The 16,818-nt window shown below is 65.4% G+C and carries 15 protein-coding genes and 1 pseudogene; 12 read left to right on the forward strand and 4 right to left on the reverse strand.

Going from position 1 to position 16,818, the window contains the following annotated elements; all coding sequences use genetic code 11:
• Positions 1 to 137: 137 nt before the first annotated feature.
• The gene (locus tag CVV68_RS13485; protein ID WP_110501533.1) at positions 138 to 338 is read right to left on the reverse strand and encodes a hypothetical protein; all 201 of its coding nucleotides are present in this window, start codon (positions 336 to 338) and stop codon (positions 138 to 140) included.
• A 158-nt stretch (positions 339 to 496) separates the two neighbouring features.
• Here CVV68_RS13485 and CVV68_RS23905 point away from each other — a divergent pair, with 158 nt between their 5' ends.
• From CVV68_RS23905 to rsmD, 5 genes are all read left to right on the forward strand, one after another.
• Entirely contained in the window at positions 497 to 694 is a 198-nt protein-coding gene (locus CVV68_RS23905; RefSeq protein WP_146238899.1) for a hypothetical protein, read from the forward strand.
• A gap of 736 nt (positions 695 to 1,430) precedes the next feature.
• Positions 1,431 to 2,447 (forward strand): thiamine-phosphate kinase, encoded by a 1,017-nt coding sequence (locus CVV68_RS13495; protein ID WP_110501535.1) that lies wholly within the window; start codon positions 1,431 to 1,433, stop codon positions 2,445 to 2,447.
• A gap of 22 nt (positions 2,448 to 2,469) precedes the next feature.
• Positions 2,470 to 3,426 carry a DAK2 domain-containing protein gene (locus CVV68_RS13500; RefSeq protein WP_110501585.1) on the forward strand — a complete coding sequence of 319 codons (957 nt, stop codon included), beginning with the start codon at positions 2,470 to 2,472 and terminating at the stop codon, positions 3,424 to 3,426.
• Complete coding sequence (locus CVV68_RS13505) at positions 3,413 to 5,779, forward strand: ATP-dependent DNA helicase RecG (RefSeq protein WP_110501536.1); 2,367 nt, start codon at positions 3,413 to 3,415, stop codon at positions 5,777 to 5,779. The genes CVV68_RS13500 and CVV68_RS13505 overlap by 14 nt, the downstream gene beginning before the upstream one ends.
• Before the next feature lie 30 nt (positions 5,780 to 5,809).
• Positions 5,810 to 6,418: a 16S rRNA (guanine(966)-N(2))-methyltransferase RsmD gene (gene rsmD / locus CVV68_RS13510; protein WP_110501537.1), complete on the forward strand. Its 609-nt coding sequence runs from the start codon at positions 5,810 to 5,812 to the stop codon at positions 6,416 to 6,418.
• Positions 6,419 to 6,871: 453 nt separating this feature from the next.
• Here rsmD and CVV68_RS13515 read toward each other — a convergent pair whose 3' ends face one another.
• Positions 6,872 to 8,560, reverse strand: coding sequence for a hypothetical protein (locus CVV68_RS13515; protein WP_146238900.1), 1,689 nt, complete (start codon positions 8,558 to 8,560; stop codon positions 6,872 to 6,874).
• 450 nt (positions 8,561 to 9,010) lie between these two features.
• Between CVV68_RS13515 and CVV68_RS13520 the strand changes: the two genes are divergently transcribed.
• Both CVV68_RS13520 and CVV68_RS13525 read left to right on the forward strand, forming a co-directional pair.
• Positions 9,011 to 10,405, forward strand: coding sequence for an SPFH domain-containing protein (locus CVV68_RS13520; RefSeq protein WP_110501539.1), 1,395 nt, complete (start codon positions 9,011 to 9,013; stop codon positions 10,403 to 10,405).
• A gap of 4 nt (positions 10,406 to 10,409) precedes the next feature.
• Positions 10,410 to 10,640 (forward strand): NfeD C-terminal domain-containing protein, encoded by a 231-nt coding sequence (locus CVV68_RS13525; protein WP_245933529.1) that lies wholly within the window; start codon positions 10,410 to 10,412, stop codon positions 10,638 to 10,640.
• 126 nt (positions 10,641 to 10,766) lie between these two features.
• Here CVV68_RS13525 and CVV68_RS13530 read toward each other — a convergent pair whose 3' ends face one another.
• Together CVV68_RS13530 and CVV68_RS13535 are read right to left on the reverse strand one after the other, a co-directional pair.
• The gene (locus tag CVV68_RS13530; RefSeq protein WP_170133172.1) at positions 10,767 to 11,543 is read right to left on the reverse strand and encodes a spermidine synthase; all 777 of its coding nucleotides are present in this window, start codon (positions 11,541 to 11,543) and stop codon (positions 10,767 to 10,769) included.
• Positions 11,543 to 12,739 carry an aminotransferase class I/II-fold pyridoxal phosphate-dependent enzyme gene (locus tag CVV68_RS13535; protein ID WP_110501541.1) on the reverse strand — a complete coding sequence of 399 codons (1,197 nt, stop codon included), beginning with the start codon at positions 12,737 to 12,739 and terminating at the stop codon, positions 11,543 to 11,545. The genes CVV68_RS13530 and CVV68_RS13535 overlap by 1 nt, the downstream gene beginning before the upstream one ends.
• Positions 12,740 to 12,983: 244 nt before the next feature.
• On the opposite strand from CVV68_RS13535, the gene coaD reads away from it, so the two are divergent.
• The 5 genes and pseudogenes from coaD (at position 12,984) to mutM (ending at position 16,648) form a co-directional block, all read left to right on the forward strand.
• A complete protein-coding gene (coaD, locus tag CVV68_RS13540) occupies positions 12,984 to 13,499 on the forward strand; it encodes a pantetheine-phosphate adenylyltransferase (RefSeq protein WP_110501542.1) in 516 nt (171 codons plus the stop codon).
• Positions 13,500 to 13,933: 434 nt separating this feature from the next.
• Positions 13,934 to 14,413 carry a YceD family protein gene (locus CVV68_RS13545; RefSeq protein ID WP_245933530.1) on the forward strand — a complete coding sequence of 160 codons (480 nt, stop codon included), beginning with the start codon at positions 13,934 to 13,936 and terminating at the stop codon, positions 14,411 to 14,413.
• Between the two features lie 58 nt (positions 14,414 to 14,471).
• Entirely contained in the window at positions 14,472 to 14,675 is a 204-nt protein-coding gene (gene rpmF / locus CVV68_RS13550; RefSeq protein WP_110501543.1) for a 50S ribosomal protein L32, read from the forward strand.
• A gap of 61 nt (positions 14,676 to 14,736) precedes the next feature.
• Positions 14,737 to 15,483 (forward strand): annotated as a pseudogene (gene rnc, locus CVV68_RS13555) (ribonuclease III); the annotation flags it as partial.
• Positions 15,484 to 15,670: 187 nt separating this feature from the next.
• Positions 15,671 to 16,648 (forward strand): bifunctional DNA-formamidopyrimidine glycosylase/DNA-(apurinic or apyrimidinic site) lyase, encoded by a 978-nt coding sequence (mutM, locus tag CVV68_RS13560; RefSeq protein ID WP_110501545.1) that lies wholly within the window; start codon positions 15,671 to 15,673, stop codon positions 16,646 to 16,648.
• Positions 16,649 to 16,818 lie beyond the last annotated feature (170 nt).

A 16,818-nucleotide genomic window follows, 5' to 3' on the forward strand; every position in this document is an offset into this window, starting at 1 on the left:
CCATCCTCCGCAGTGCCGGCAGGATTGGCCGCTGGCGGGGGTCCTTTCGCTCCCGGACCCGGGCGGCCCGACGCCGCCAATGACTCCTCAGCGGCCCCACGTGCCTGGCGTTCCGAGCCGCGCCGGGAGCCTTTTTCTCAGAGGTAGGTGACCCGGATGCCGAGCAGGTCAAGTACCTTCTGGGTCCCGATCAGTTCACCAGGGGCGAGCACTCCCGGGGTTGTGGGGCGCCCAAGCCGCAGGGCCGTGAGAAGGGCTATCCGTGCTGCCAGTTCATTCCCGTCATCCCCATGGGTGCGGCTGGTTGCCGTCTGCCCCTGCGGGTTGGCCGCACGCATCCACAGTTGGATGTTCCCTGGGCCCCTTTGGCTGGACGTGCTTTCTGCGCGGAGCGCCGGCCACGCGCTGAGTCTGCTTGAGTGGATGAATCAGCGGGCGATGGGAAGCGCAATGCGGGCCAGCAGGGGGTCATCGTGGTCGTGGCGTAGGTGCTCACGTGCGGGATGCCCGTGGCCCGGGAGGCTGCGAAGGCATCGCCCAGTCCGATCGGGACGCCGGCGCGCCGCCCATCGGGGAGGTCGAAGCAGACGAACTTATTGCCCTCCACCCGCCACTGGCCGTCCGTGATGCCGGTTGCGGGTTGGACCAGGATTTCAAGGTTGGTCCGGGCAACCCCTGGGGTCTTTGTCCCTAGGCCGGAGCTGCGCACGATCGTCAAGGTCACCGGCGCCTTGATCCGTTCAAGCACATGGGCGGCCAGGGCCTTTGCGGCTGCCGTCCCGAATCCTGCCCCCCCCGGACAGGGGCCACCCCGGCCTGCCGCGCGTCGCCATCCAGGGACCAGGCGTCCTGGAAGGAGCCGGGTTCGTTTGACAGGAGCGTGGGCAACAGGTACCTGTGTGACCCTAGGGTCATTTGTCCTGGACCCAAACAAGATTTGCCTGTCCAAGGATTTTCACGACGAGGACAGTCCGATCGGCAAGGTCAGAAAGGGCTTTTGCAAGTTCACTTCCAGCGGCGGTGGGGCCGGAATATCTGAAGTGAATATCAGCTTCTACTCGACCGGCGGAGCCTACTGGGGTACGTTGTCGGGGTCAGGCGCACTCGTCGGAGGTTTCAGCATCGAAGGCCAACTTGAATTGGTCTGGCAGGGCTGGAGGTAGCCCGCCAATTGGGCAGTTCGCGAATGACCCACTCATCACAAATGAGTGGGTCATTCCTGGGTAGGGCTCGTCCGACCGTGCCGCGGACAGTGTGCCCAACCACCAGGGGCGGCAAAGTCGATTTTCCTTGACCAGGTGCCCGCGCGGGCTGGCCAGCTGTAATAACAAACTCGCACTCACCTACCGCGCGGCAGCAGTCATGCAGGCACCTGCATATCCACCCCAGGGATGACCTTCCCTGTCACACCCACCCGGTACGGTTAAATCATGACCCTCACCGTGGACCAACTCTCCGAATCCGGCCTGCTGGCGCGCATTTTCCCGCGTCTGCCCACCGGTACGTCCACGCTGCTGGGCCCCGGCGACGACTCCGCCATCATCGCCGCCCCCGACGGCCGCACGGTCATCTCCATCGACACCCAGGTCCAGGACAGGGATTTCCGCCTCACCTGGCCCAACGGCTACGCCACAACCGGCTTCGATGTCGGCTGGAAGGCCGCCGCGCAAAACCTCAGCGACATCAACGCCATGGGCGCCGTGGCCACCGCCATGGTGGTCAGCCTGACACTGCCGGGCACGACGCCGGTGGCCTGGGTTGAGGGGCTGGCCGAGGGCCTGGGTGCCGCAATCGCTGCGCTTGGGGCCGGGCAATGTTCGGTCGCCGGGGGGGACCTGTCCGGCGGCTCTGAAATCGTGGTGACCGTCGCGGTCACCGGTTCGCTGGAAGGGCGGGATCCCGTGCTGCGCAGCGGCGCCCAGGCCGGAGACAAGGTCGCCGTGTGCGGCAACCTTGGACGCTCGGCCGCCGGCTGGGCGTTGCAGGAAAGCACCCTCGGTCCGGAACGCCATACGGAGTCAATGCAACGGGCGGTCAGCCTCTTCAACCGGCCGCAGCCGCCGCTGGCCGCGGGTCCCGCCGCGGCGCGTGCCGGGGCCACGGCCATGATGGATATTTCCGACGGCCTGCTGCGCGACGCAGGGCGCCTGGCCGCGGCCAGCGGCACCCGCCTGGACCTGTCCGGCGTCGTGATGGGAAAAATGGCGGAAAAGCTGGCCGAATGTGCGCAGGCACTGGGCGCGGATCCGTTGCAATGGGTGCTCACCGGCGGGGAGGACCACGGACTGTTATCCACATTCCCAGCCAACACTGCGCTTCCTCAAGGGTTCGTTGCGATAGGCTCGGTAGTGTCCGCAGATGCCAGCCAACCGGCGGTGTCCATCGACGGACGGAACTTCAAAAGCGTCGTGGACGGCGCTGTGGGATGGGATCATTTTGCAGTCTAAGATTGCCGCAACTGCCCCCGTAATTCGCCGATGGCTGGCCATGGCGGAACAAACGCTCGCCAATCACAGCGACAGGCTCAACGCCATCAACATCTACCCGGTGGCCGACGCCGACACCGGGACCAACCTCTACCTCACCGTCCGGTCCGCCTCCCAGGCACTGGCCGAACTCGACCCGTCCGACGTCGGCACCACCATTGCCGCCGCCGGCCGTGCCGCGATGGAACAGGCCCGCGGCAATTCCGGGACCTTGTTCTCCGTGTTTCTCAGCGCCATGGCCGAGCCACTTGCGGGGCAGCAGCGGCTGAACGGGCCGTTGCTGGCCGCCGCCCTGCACCGCGCCCAGCTGCGGTCCTGGAGCGCACTGAGTGAACCCATGCCCGGCACCATGCTTTCCGTGCTGGAGGCCGCGGCGCACGGGGCCGCCGAGGTCGAATCGGCGCTCAACGGCGACGACTCCAACCATGCGTTGGCCGAAACCCTCGACGGGGCCGTGGCGGCGGCCCGGGAGGCAGTGGTGCTGACCGAATCCCAGCTCGGCGTGCTGGCCGACGCCCATGTTGTGGACGCCGGCGGGGTGGGCCTGCTGCTGATCCTGGACTGCCTGCGCTCGGTGGTGGTGGGGGAGCCCCTGCAAGAGGACCTGCTGGACGGGCTCTCCGGCTACAGGGTCCAGGACCCCAACATTGCCCTGGACATGCCCGAGCAGGTGGGAGTGGAGGTCATGTGCACCATCAACCTCTCGCCGCTGGCGGCCGCCGGACTGCGCATGCAGCTGGACGAGCTGGGCGACTCCGTGATCATGAGCGCCGTTTCCGAGCAGGCCGACGACACCGGCGCGTACCCGTGGCGGCTGCATGTCCACGTCCCGTGCCCGGCCACCGCGCTCGACGCCATCCAGGCCGTGGGTGATCCCAGCAACGTCAGCATCTCCGCACTGAGCCCCAACGCAGCCGTGGACGCCCATGACCTCCTCTGACGGGCTGCCCTTCGACTTTGACGCGTTCGACGGCGGCGCCGGCCATGGTGCCGACGGGACCGGCAGCGGCGTCGGTGGCGCGGGCGGAATCGGCGGCGTCCCCGACGAGCCGCAGCCGCCCCGGGCCAGGGAATATCCCGACCTGGCACTGGACCTTTCCCGTCTGGTGGGCGCCGCCACGGCAAAGTCCGTCTTGAAGCACCTGGACATCACCACGGTGGGGCAGATGCTCCACCAATTCCCGCGTCGTTACCTGGCCCGCGGCGAGTTGACGGACCTGGACAACCTGCCGCTGGAGGAGGAGGTGACCATTCTGGCTCGGGTGGTTGCCCTGTCCACCCGCCACATGCAAAGGCGCCGGGGGACCATCAGCGACGTCGTCATTACGGACAACACCGGGCGCCCCTCAACACTGAAGATCAGCTTCTTCAATGGCTGGACGGCGCAAAAGGAGCTGCGGCAGGGCGTGCTGGCCATGTTTTCCGGCCGTGTCACGTTGTACGGCGGGCACAAGTCGCTGACCAACCCGGACTATGTGCTGCTGCCGGACGATCCCCTGGCCGAGCACGAGGCCGAGATCCAGGCCGTCAAGCCTGTCCCCGTCTACCCGGCCACCGCCAAGTTCCCGAGCTGGAAGACGCAGAACGTCATCACCACCCTGCTGCCGGCCCTGGACCTGGAGAAGGTCCCGGACCCGGTTCCGCCCCTGTATGCGGGCCGGGAAAAGCTCATGCCGCTGTGGGAAGCGTACGAACAGATCCACCTGCCGTCGTCCATGGACGACTGGCCGCGGGCCCAGCAGCGCTTCCGCTACCAGGAGGCGCTGGCACTGCAAACGGCGCTTGCCCAAAAGCGGTTCGAGGCGCTGCATCAGAACGCCACCGGGCGGGCGCTGCGCCACGGTGCCCTGCTGGACTCCTTCGACGCCCAGCTGCCCTACACGCTCACAGCCGGGCAGCAGCAGATCTGTGACCTCGTGGCAGGCGAAATTGCCGCCGGCCATCCCATGCACCGCCTGCTGCAGGGCGAGGTGGGCTCCGGCAAGACCGTGGTGGCCCTGCGTGCCATGCTCCAGGTGGTCGACGCCGGCGGCCAGGCCGCGTTCCTGGCCCCCACCGAGGTGCTCGCCGCCCAGCACCTACACTCCATCCTGGCCCTGCTGGGCAACCTGGGCGAAGGCCCGCTGCTGGGCGGTCCGCATGCCACCTCCGTGGTGCTGCTGACGGGGTCCATGCCGGCCGCGGCCCGGAAAAAAGCCCTGCTGGCCGCCGCCTCCGGCGAGGCCGGCATCGTGATCGGCACGCACGCGCTGCTTTCCGACAACGTCCAGTTCGCGGATCTGGGCCTGATCGTGGTGGACGAACAGCACCGCTTCGGCGTCGAGCAGCGCGACGCCCTGCGCGCCAAGGCGGAGAAGCCCCCGCACTTGTTGGTCATGACGGCCACCCCCATTCCCCGCACCGTGGCCATGACCGTGTTCGGCGATCTGGAGGTGTCCGAGCTGACGGAGCTGCCCCTGGGCCGGGCCCCGATCACCACCCATGTGGCGCCGCTGGCCGACCACCCCGGCTGGGAATCGCGGATCTGGGCCCGCTCGCGCGAGGAGATTGACAATGGGCGTCAGGTCTATGTGGTGTGCCCCAAGATCGGCGACGACGACGGCTCGGTGGTCGACCCCCAGGCGCTCCCCGGCGGTCGGGCCGGGCGGGATCCAGGGCCAAGCTCCGGTGACGAGCGCGCCATGGCCGGGGTACTCGACGTCGTACAGCAATTGCGCACGCTTCCCGCACTGGCGGGCACGCGCATCGAGGCTCTGCACGGACGTCTGGATTCCATGGACAAGCAGGGCACCATGGCGGAATTCGCCGCCGGCGGCATCGACGTGCTGGTGGCCACCACCGTCATCGAGGTGGGCATGGACGTCCACAATGCCACGCTGATGGTGATCCTCGACGCGGACCGGTTTGGGATGTCACAGCTTCACCAGTTGCGCGGGCGCGTGGGCCGCGGCGGGCACCCGGGCACATGCCTGCTGGTGACCGGCCTGGAGCGGGGGCACCCGAGCCGGAAGCGGCTGGAGGCCGTGGCGGCTACGACCGACGGCTTTGTGCTGGCGCGCGCGGACCTGGAACAACGGCGCGAGGGCGACATCCTCGGGGCCCGCCAATCGGGCGGGCGCTCCGGACTGCGCATGCTCAGCGTGCTGCGCGACGAGGCACTCATTGAGCGAGCCCGTGCGGATGCCACGGAGATCGTCAATGCGGATCCGGAATTGAAATCCCATCCGGCACTAAAGCTTGAAATTGATACCTACGTGACCGAACAAAATGAGGCCTTCCTTGAACGTGGCTAGCAGACCCGCCGTTGCAATTGGGATCCGCCCGTGAGCCGGATCGTTGCCGGTTCCGCCGGCGGGACGCCGCTGGTGTCGGTGCCGGGGGACGGCACGCGGCCCACCACGGACAGGGTGAAGGAGGCGTTGTTCTCGCGGCTGGAATCCATGAACATGCTGTCCGATGTCCGGGTGCTGGACCTGTATGCCGGATCCGGCTCCCTCGGGGTGGAAAGCGCCAGCCGCGGCGCCAAGTCCGTGGAGCTGGTGGAATTCAACGAAAAGGCCGCAGGCGTGTGCCAACGCAATGCCGAGCTCGTGAACAAGGTGCGCGGCGGCAAGGTTGTTTCGGTGCAGCGCTCCCGGGTGGAATCGTTCCTGGGCCGCGTGGCCGAGGCGGGCGTGGACCAATGGGACCTGGTCTTCATGGATCCGCCATACCCGCTGACCGAGCCTGAGCTTTCGCTGGTGCTGGAGCTGCTGGGCCCCCGGCTCAGCCCCTACGCCGTGGTGGTGGTGGAACGCTCCGCCCGCACGCCCGAGCCCACATGGCCGGTGACACTGGAGCTGTTGGCGGAGAAGAAATACGGCGAAACGCGGTTGTGGTTTGCCGAGCCCGCGGGGGAGGGACCGGCGGGGAGTGAAGCTGCCGGTGGCTAGCCACTTTTCGGGCATCCCCAACGGCGCGGGTCAAGTTTCACTGCCGGTGATCGACCACCAGGGCAGACAGGTAGTCATTTGAACCGGCGTTGGCCCCGACAAACACGGTTCAACTGGTGTTAGCCACTAAAGCGTCGTTGTAACTACCGGTCCAACGGCTAACACCAGTTCCAACGTCATGTCACCGGACGGTCGCCGCGTCCAGGTTCGAGACGGGTGGCCACGGGTATATGCATTTGAACGGACTGTTTTTATTGCCCCGGGCCCACCGCTATCAACACATGCTGCGGGAACGTGCCAGAGGTGTGCCCGGGATCGCCACCCGGTCACACCAGCGCCGATCGGAACCGGTGCAGCATTGCCCATGCCGTCGAGAACATGGACCGGGAACAAAGAACAGCCCCGCGTCGGCTCCCCAGTGGGGCGCCGAAGCGGGGCTGTTGGGGACAGTGCCTAGAACGTGAAGTTCAGGATGCTGGCCGTGCCGGAGTTCAGCTTGACGGTCAGGGTTTGTTCGCCCGCCTTGAAGCCGGGGATTTTCGCCTGCTTGGCCAGAGCCACGCCGGAGGACTCCTGGCCGTCGATGCGGGTCTGGTCCTGAGCGTTGAGTTCCGGGCCGGCAAGCTGGGTCATGGTGCCCGTGGCGGCCTGGCGCGGAAGCGTCAGGGTGATCTTGGCCGGGGCCTGCTTGGCCGGGTCGTTCTGATTGACCACCATGACACCCATGGTGCCGTCCTTGTGCTTGACGGGATAGGCATAGATGTTTTCGTTGCCGGCAACTTCCGAGCGCAGGAAGTCCCCGGAGCCCAGCTTGTTCACCATCATGATGCCGTAGTACTGCGGGCGCATGGTCAGAGTGCCGTTGGGCTTGTTGTACGGGCCGCTGTCACACAAAGGGGACCCTGGGGCTCCGCCCTTACACGCCTCCAGCCCGCCGTGGAAGTTTAGTTGGGTCACACCCTCCGTTGCCGAACGCATGGCGAAATTGATGGTCCACATCGCGGAAGCATGGGTCTTGAGGATCTCATTGCTGCCAAAGCACGTTGAAATGTTGGTTTCGGAATTCCACACCGGAATGTCGTGGCCCGCCGCTGCCTTTACCGCAGATGCCGCGTAGTTTGCACTGTAGTCGCTGAGTTGGCGGGAAAGTGCGTTCGTTATGGTGCGGGCCTGGTCGGAGTTGGCCGGGGCGTCGCAGGTGGACAGCGGGTAGTTGTGGAACGTCAGGGCGCCTTCGTTGGGCAGGTCCAATCCGGCATATCCCTTCCACCAGACTTCGCTGTAGGCCTGTGGGCCTACGACCTTTACACCGGGGGCGGTCTTGGCGATTGCAGCGGAGTAGGCACGGACTTCCGTCGCCCAATCGTCAAAGGTGTAGTCAGCCGGGCGCAGGGCCAGATACTTATACGCGACGCGGTTGTAGCCGTTGGGCTCGTTGCCAAGACTGATGCCCACCATGCGGTTGCCCAAGATCTTATGGGCCCATTTGGCAAAATCGGCTGCACGGGCCGGGTCATAATGGCCCATGTCCACCGCCATGAGAACCCGCGCGTTGCCTTGGTCCAGGAGATTCTTGAGATTTTTCAGAGTGTCCGGCGTAATCTTGATAACCTTGCGCTTGTCATTGGAGTACGCGGGTACGACCTCCCAGTTTGGGATGGGCTCATCTGTGGACGTCCAGAAGAACCTGCGGTCTACGGCCTGGGCACCAAAGCGGATCACCGGATCGCCTGACATCTTCAGGATTTCGGCAAAGTTCGATAACGCCGGGTCCATGTGCATGTCCACCAGATGATCGGTGTCCATGGAGAGCCCCGCCAGGCCCTCCGGCATGACCTTGCCGGTGGTGTCCGAGCCAACCTTGATGGTGGTCGCCTTCACAGCCTCAGTTGCCGTCGCCGGCACGTCAGGCTGAACGTAGTCCGCCTTCTTGAAGGTGGGGAACACGGACGGCGTGGCAGGGGTGCTGATGACGATGGGAGCCTCTGTGGTCTTCCCGGCGGTGGACGAACCAATAAAATTGTTCAACATCGGCATGCCCGCCACAACAAGTGAAACTGCGGCGGTGGCGACAACCGCCCCGGCCACGGCGGCGGCAACCAGCCTCTTGCGCGCCGGCAGTCCCTCCGGTGTCCGCTTCATCCGACGGGCCTGGCCTGTGCGCTTCGGTTCGTCGGGTGACAGGGGGGCATTGGGGGACGGTGTCATTTAGGCTCCAGGAATGCGGGGTATGGTTCGGCCCGTCGGAACGGACCCGGTCCAAGTCTACCGGGATCCCCCGGCCGGCGATGGCGGCTCCCCTATGTGGGCACACTTGCGGCATCGTTCTCACGGCGGGCAGTGGGGCAATTCCAAGCATCCGAGCGTAGCCTTGCAGACAGCAAAAGAACCTGATTCGCTCAGGTACATGGTCCCGTTCCCGACGCCGGCCCCGTTGCCGGCGTCGAGCCTGTTGACGCGGCGCCTGGCATCCCACCGGATACCGGAACACCGTGTGCAACCCCAACTTCATTTCCGGGCCGGAGGGGGCAATCCCCACGGTCCACGGCCAGCCGTCCGGACGATGCCTGGCCCCGTGAAAAGGGCATTGTCATGCAATTCCTATACGCCTTCCTTCCCCTCATCGCCATCATCGTGGCAGTGGTGATAGTCCTGGGGTTGGTGCGGGTGGCCGTGAAAATGATGTGGCAGGTGGCCGAACCAAACGAGGCGCTCATCATTTCCGGCCTTACCCGTGGCCGGCCCGCCACCGCGGATGGCATGGATTTCAAGATCGTCACCGGCAAGGGTGCGTTTGTGTTCCCGGGGCTGCAGACCGTACGCGCCCTGTCACTGACGCTGAACGAAACCGAGCTGCAGGTCAACTGCGTTACCTCGCAGGGCATCCAGGTGGTGGTCCAGGGCGTGGTGATCTTCAAGATCGGGGATTCGACGCCGTTCATCGCCAATGCGGCCCGTCGCTTCCTGGGGCAGCAGACCAAGATGGAAAGCCAGGTGTACAACGTCTTTGAGGGCCATCTGCGCTCCATCATTGGCAGCATGACGGTGGAGGAGATCATCCGGGAGCGGGACAAGCTCGCCTCCCAGGTGCGCAGTGCCAGCGGCATTGAAATGGAGAAGCTGGGGCTCGTGGTCGACTCGCTGCAGATCAAGGATCTGGAGGACCCCACGGGGTACATCCAAAACCTGGCCAAGCCGCACATTGCCCAGGTCGTCATGGAGGCCCGGGTTGCCGAGGCCACGAGGAACCGTGAGGCCTCGGAAAAGGAAGCGGAAGCCGCGGCATTGATCGCCGACGCCCAAAGCTTGTCCGCCATCAAGCAGTCCGCCGCCCAGGCCAACGCCGAACGTGCCCGGGCAAACGCGGCGCAGGCAGGCCCGCTGGCCGACGCCACGGCACGCCAACAGGTGGTGGTGCAGGAGACGGAGGTGGCCAAGCTGGAAGCCGACCGGGAGGAACAAAAGCTGCAGACAAGCGTCCGCAAGCCTGCCGACGCCAAGGCCTATGCCCAACGCACGGAGGCCGAGGCCCAGAAGGCGGCGGACATCAGCGCAGCCGAGGCCCGGGCCAGGAAGACGGAAGTTGAGGCCCAAGCCAATGCGACGGCCGCCGCAGCCATGGCCGGCGCCACCAGGATCACCGGCGAGGCCGAGGCGGCCGCGACGAAGGCACGTGGCGACGCGGCGGCGTCGGCCATTAAGGCCAAGGCCTTGGCCGAGGCCGACGGCATCAAGGCCCGCGCGGTTGCACTGGGCACGAACCAGGAAGCGGTGATCTCCCAGCAGCTGGCGGAAAACATGCCAGCCATTGTTGCCGCCGCGGCCGAACCCTTTGGCCATGTGGGCCAGCTGACGGTGCTCAACGGCGGCGACGGCATCAACGAGATGGTGGGCGGGATCCTGGCCCAGGTGGGCAGCTACCTGCCGGCCCTGACCGAATCGCTGAAGAAGGGCAAGCCCGATGGCCGGCAGCCGCCCCAACCGTAGGGACATGAACAGGAGCCTGACTGGACGGATCGGCCGGGTCTCGGGCCTGGTAGGACCCGGGACGGTGGGCGAGGTGATGGTTCCGTTTCAGGGCGGAAGCAGCGCCTTCCACGCCCATCCCTACGACGACTCCAGCGTTTATCCCGTCGGGGAAAGGGTCCTGGTGATGTACTTCGAACCGCCGCAGACCGTCTACGTTGAACAGCTGCCGGAGTTCCTGCGGGAAGACGGGTAGTCCGGCAGGTCATTGTTCGGCTGCGATCCGGCATTTTCCGGCGACTATCCGAGACCACGGCCGCGGGCGGCCTTAGGTGTCTCCTTTACGTCGCCTACAAAAATGCCGGCCCCGCGGCCGTTTAAGTCAGTGTCCGGCGAGCTCGTCCAGCTCCACGCTGCTTTGCACCGTGGCCGGGTGCGGACCGGCCGCCACTAGCGCCGCCGACCACTCCTCCGGCCAGCCCTCGGCCCGGCCCAGCAGAATGATGTTGCCGGCGTAGCGCCGCGTGAAAAGGTTCGTGGTGCCGTACGCGGCAACTCCGGCCATGGCCCCGCGCAGCGCCCTCGTCTGGCTGCGCACCAGGGAAAAGCCCGGTTCGTCGCCCACGTTGACGGCCAGCACGCCGCCGGGCATCAGCACTGCGGCGGCCTCGCGGTAGAAATCCGTGCACGCCAGGTGGGCCGGCGCGTCCGGTCCACTGAAAATGTCCAGAATGACGACGTCGAACTTAAGGTCCGCGGGAAGCCCGCCGAGCACTTCGCGGGCGTCGCCCACGTGGCTGGTGAGCTCCGTTCCGGCGGGCAGGGGCAGCTGCTCGAGCACAAAGTCGAGCAGTTCGCGCTCCAGCTCCACGGCGTGCTGGACGGAGCCGGGCCGGGTGGCCTGGATGTAGCGGGCCAAGGTCAGCGCCCCGGCTCCCAGATGCAGGGCGGTGATGGGCTCGCCCGCCGGCTTGACCAAATCCACGGCATTCGCGATCCGTCGCAGGTATTCGTAAAACACGTCCTCCGGGTGGGCCAGGTTGACCTGCGACTGTTCGGCACTGTCGATGCTGAGCACAAAGGCGTCGTCGTGCCACGGGTCCGGCTCGATGGTGGCGTGGACTCCGCCGGTGCGCAGGTAGCGGCTGGCCAGGGACATTACAGCCTGTCCTTGAGCGTGGCCAGCCGTCCCGCGGCCTGCTCGAGCAGCGTCTCCTTCTTGCAAAACGCGAAGCGCAGCAGGGAGCGGGTGCGCCGGGCGCCATCAGGGTGGCAAAAGACGGGTACGGGGATGGCCGCGACGCCGATGAGCTCCGGGAGCCGGCGGGCCAGGGCCGTGGCGTCGGTGATGCCGAGCTTGGCCGTGTCGGCGTTGATGAAGTACGTGCCCTGGGAGCTGAGCACGTCCAGGCCGGCGGCACGCAGTCCTTCGCTGAGGATGTCACGCTTGCGCTGGAGCGTGGCTGCGGCTTCCGTGAAGAAGCTACCGTCCATGCGCAGCCCGGCGGCGATGGCCGTCTGGAACGGCGTGCCCGAGGAATACGTGAGGAACTGCTTGACCGTGCGGGCCGCGGCCACCAGTTCCGCGGGTCCGGACAGCCAGCCAATCTTCCAGCCGGTAAACGAAAACGTCTTCCCGGCCGAGGAAATGGTCAGCGTACGGTCCGCTGCACCGGGCAGTGTTGCCACGGGTATGTGCCGGGGACCAAACGTCAGGTGCTCGTACACTTCGTCGGTGACGATCACGGCGTCGTACTTGATGGCCAGGCGCACCACTTCGCTGAGTACCTCCACAGGGAACACGGCACCCGTGGGGTTGTGCGGGTTGTTGATGATGACCATCGCGGTGCGCGGGCTGAAACTGTTTTCCAGCGTGGCGAGGTCCGGCATGAAGTCCGGGGCCAGCAGTGCCGCGGTGGTGTGCTTGGCGCCGCTGAGCCCGATCATGGCGCCGTAGGAATCGTAGAACGGCTCGAAGGTGAGCACCTCGTCGCCCGGACAAGTCAGTGACAGGACGGCGGAGGCGATGGCTTCCGTGGCGCCGGTGGTGATGACGATTTCCGTCTCGGGATCCGGGGTGAGCCCGTAAAAGCGCTGCTGGTGTTCGGCGACGGCGGCGCGCAGTTCGGGGATGCCCTTGCCGGGCGCGTACTGGTTGTGTCCGTTGGCGATGGCTTCCCGGGCAATGCGGTTCAGCTCCGCAGGGCCGTCCTCGTCGGGGAATCCCTGGCCGAGGTTGATGGCATTGTGGCGGCCGGCCAGTGTGGTGATTTCCTCAAAGATGGTCACCGCCAGGGAACCGTCGGGGCCCAACAGGTTGGCGCCGTCCGCGGTGCGCTGCCATGGCGTGCTCATTTGCTGATCCTTAGCTGTTGGAGCCCGTGAAGATGGTTCAGGCTGTTCCTTCAATACGTTACCCGGCTCGATGGCCACGCAGGTTTTCGGAGGCTGGCATCGTGGCCGTTGCTTGGGGCACCGTGGCGCGGTTCCGGAGCGGGTCCGCCCGTTGGCGGCCGCTACCGGCCGGTACGGCACGTAATGGGGGGACATGCGGCAAAACTGAGCGTCGTGGCGCCTTTCTTCCGATAGATTCATCCCTATGCGACGCGCTGTATGCCCCGGATCGTTTGACCCGATCCACAAGGGTCACATTGAAGTCATTGCTCGAGCCACCGCACTTTTTGATGAGGTGATTGTGGCCGTTTCGACGAACTATGCCAAGAGTTACCGCTTCACACTGAACGAGCGCCTGGACATGGCCCGGACCACGTTTTCGGCGCTGTCCGGGATTGTGGTGGAGCCCATGGGGGAGGGACTGCTGTCCGACTACTGCCACGCTCGCGGCGTTTCCGCCATAGTGAAGGGGCTGCGCTCCTCCTCCGACTTTGACTACGAGTTGCCCATGGCGACCATGAACCGCCAGCTCTCCGGCGTGGAGACGGTTTTCCTGCCCGGCGACAGCCGCTACCTGCACCTGTCCTCCACGCTCATCAAGGAAGTACACTCCCTGGGCGGGGATGTGTCCGACTTTGTCCCCCGGGCGGTTTTGCGCCGCCTGCAGGGCGACGTTGGCCCGGACACGCGTCCCGTGCCCATGGTCCCGCCGAGCCTGTAGCCTCCGCCGTGTTCTGTCCTGTCGTGCGCTCAGGCCGTGGCGGCCGTGGCGCAGGTCGGTGTTGTGCGCACGCGTCAGTGCGAATACTGCGCAGAACAGGACGGGCCCGGCGGCGGAAGCCACCGCAATCGCCGCCGCGCAGCGCAACCCGGCCGTCCGGCGTCGTACTTCATGAGAGTCTCATGAGAGTCACATCACGGACGGCACGGCCCGGGCGGTTCGACTCACCACCATTGCCTGCCGTAGACTGAACAAGGCCGAAATGGCTTTGGTAACCGCCCGTTTTGATGCCCGTGAGTATTCGGGCTAAGATGGTGCGTCGGTCGTATGTTCATTCAGGAGTTCTCATTAGCGCAACCACGTTGGGCAACAAGTCCAACCACGGCACGCCCCTCACCGTTGGTGTCAGGGAGCTTGGGCGAAGCCCGGGCAGCATGCGGATTTTCAACGAACGTATTCCCGTGCCAGAGGAATTTGGTACTCCGCTCATCAAGGTGACGCCCGGAACCGACCTGGATCTGGAACTCCGTTTTGAGGCCGTCCATGAAGGAATTCTGGTGTCGGGCAGTGTGCTGGTCGAAGTGACCGGCGAATGCTCCCGCTGCCTGGAGACCTTCGAGGATGAACTTGAAGTTGATGTGCAAGAACTTTTCTTCTACGAGGAACCGCCTGCGGACTTCCTTGAACAAGAAGAAGATCAGCAACGTTGGGTCGAGCACGATTCTATCGATCTTGAACCGGTGTTGCGGGACGCAGTGGTAACTGCCCTGCCGTTCCAGCCGGTGTGCCGGGAAGACTGCGAGGGTCTGTGTTCCGAATGTGGAATACACCTCGCGGATGAGCCGGGGCACCACCACGAGGTCCTGGATCCTCGGTGGGCTGCCCTACAGGGCTTAACCGGCGAAGAAAACTAGCAAATAAGTTTTACTTGTGGGCACGTGCCTGTGAGTTATCGAGAGAAAAGAGTTTGCCGTGGCTGTTCCGAAGCGGAAGATGTCCCGTGCCAATACGCGCGCACGCCGTTCCCAGTGGAAGGCCACCGCGCCTGCTCTGGTAAAGACCATTGAAAATGGCGAAGTTGTTTACAGCCTGCCGCACCAGGCCAAGGTCGTTACCGACTCTGCCGGTACCGCCCTGTTCCTGGAATACAAGGGCCGTAAGGTTGCTGAAGTCTAAATCGTCCGTTCAGCCATCCGGCTGGTCGTTCACTGGTTAACAATTTTTGCAGGAGCTGCTCATGTCCTCAGTTGCGGAACCCCCGAAGCTTGAGGACGGGCACAAACTGCTGTTGAAGCGTCTCGGTGTCACTATTGATGCCGGGACGCTTCGTCTTGCCCTGACACACCGTTCCTACGCGTATGAGAACGGCGGCATCCCCACCAACGAACGCATGGAGTTCCTCGGCGACTCGATCCTGGGCTTCTCCGTCACTGACGCGCTGTACCGCGACAACCCCGGGCTGCCCGAGGGCGAGCTGGCCAAGCGCCGCTCGGCCGTGGTCTCCACCCGCGCCCTCGCCGGGATCGCCCGCTCCCTGGGCGTCGGCGAATTCATCTACCTCGGCCAGGGCGAACGCCTCACCAAGGGCCGCAACAAGGCCTCGATCCTGGCCGACACCATGGAATCCCTGATCGGCGCCACCTACCTGAGCAACGGGATCGAGGCTGCCCGCGAACTGGTGATGCGCCTGGTCGGGCCGCTGCTGGCCGACGCCGAAGCCCTCGGAGAGGGAACCGACTGGAAAACTAGCATCCAGGAAGTCTCGGCCGCCCGCCGGCTGGGCTCAATTGTTTATGACATCACCGGCACCGGCCCCGACCACGACCGGTCGTTCTCGGCACGGCTCCTGATCGGCGGCCACCACTACGGCACCGGTACCGGCCCCTCGAAGAAGGAAGCCGAGCGTTCCGCCGCCGCCGCCGGATGGACCGTTTTGCAGGAGCGCTTTGCCCGTCCCGCCACTACCGGCGGCAGTGTCTCCGCGCCCGGGGCCTCCTTGCCTGGTGCCTCCAGTGCTTCGGTGCCTAATGCCGCTAATGCTTCCGTCCGTAGTGCCCCCACCGCCAGTGCCTCCGTGCCCAAGCACGACGCCGGGACCCCCTTCGCTTCTCCGTCCTCTTCCGCGTCGTCCCCGGTTGCGGACGTTGCTGCGGGATTCCCTTCCGTGAAAGATGCCTGAACTTCCGGAAGTTGAAGTGGTCCGTCGCGGCCTTGAACGCTGGGTCGCGGGGCGGACCATCACGGGGGTTTCCGTTGCCGATCCCCGGTCCATCCGCCGCCACTACCTGGGGGTTGAGGACTTCCGCGGCAATCTGCTCGGCACCACCGTCCTGGACGTGGTGCGGCGCGGCAAGTTCCTGTGGATGCCGCTAAGCGATTCGCCGTCCGGCGGCTCGGTGCCCCCTTCGCCGCCACATACTGCGCTTGTTGCGCACCTTGGCATGAGCGGTCAGCTGCTGGTTGAATCGCCGGAACAGCCACACGAAAAACATTTGAAAATCCGGCTGACTTTTTCCCAGCGTGCCGACGCCCCCGAGGAACTGCGTTTCGTGGACCAAAGGATTTTTGGCGGACTGTTCGTCACCTCGCTGGCGCCCACCCGCGACGGGCTGCCCGGCGGTTGCGGGATGGTGCCCGCAGCTGGTGGGGGCGGCTGGTCGTTGATCCCGGACGAGGCTGCGCACATTGGCCGCGACCCGCTGGACCCCAACTTCTCCGTGGAGGCACTTCACCAGAAGCTGCGTGCCCGAAAGACCGGACTGAAGCGTGCCCTGCTGGATCAGGGCCTGGTCTCCGGCATCGGCAACATCTATGCGGATGAAGCGCTATGGACAGCGAAGATGCACTATGCCCGGCCCACGGACACCTTGCGCCGTTCCGACACCGAGCGGGTCGTCCACGCAGCCCACGATGTCATGTCCCGGGCACTCGACGCCGGCGGCACCAGTTTTGATTCGCTGTACGTCAACGTCAACGGCGCCTCGGGATACTTCTCCCGGTCCCTGAACGCCTACGGGCGCGAAGGGGAGCCATGCCCTCGCTGCGCGGCCGCGGGACTGTCCACAAAGATCCGCCGGGACACCTTCATGAACCGGTCCTCCTACAGTTGTCCCGTCTGCCAGCCCCGTCCCCGCAACGCCCGGCTGTAGCATCGGCGGCGAGGTGGCCGGCTGCCTGTGGATGTCCCGGGACGCCCTGTTTTGGGTACCGGCTGTGTCATCCACAGTGGCTTAGCAGTGGCTTAGCAGTGGCTTGGCAGTGACTTACACGTGTGCTGGTCTTAGTGACAAAAACACAGGATGGAAGTACCGATCCGGAA

Origin of the sequence: Arthrobacter livingstonensis, assembly GCF_003219815.1 — a bacterium.
GTDB lineage: Bacteria > Actinomycetota > Actinomycetes > Actinomycetales > Micrococcaceae > Specibacter > Specibacter livingstonensis.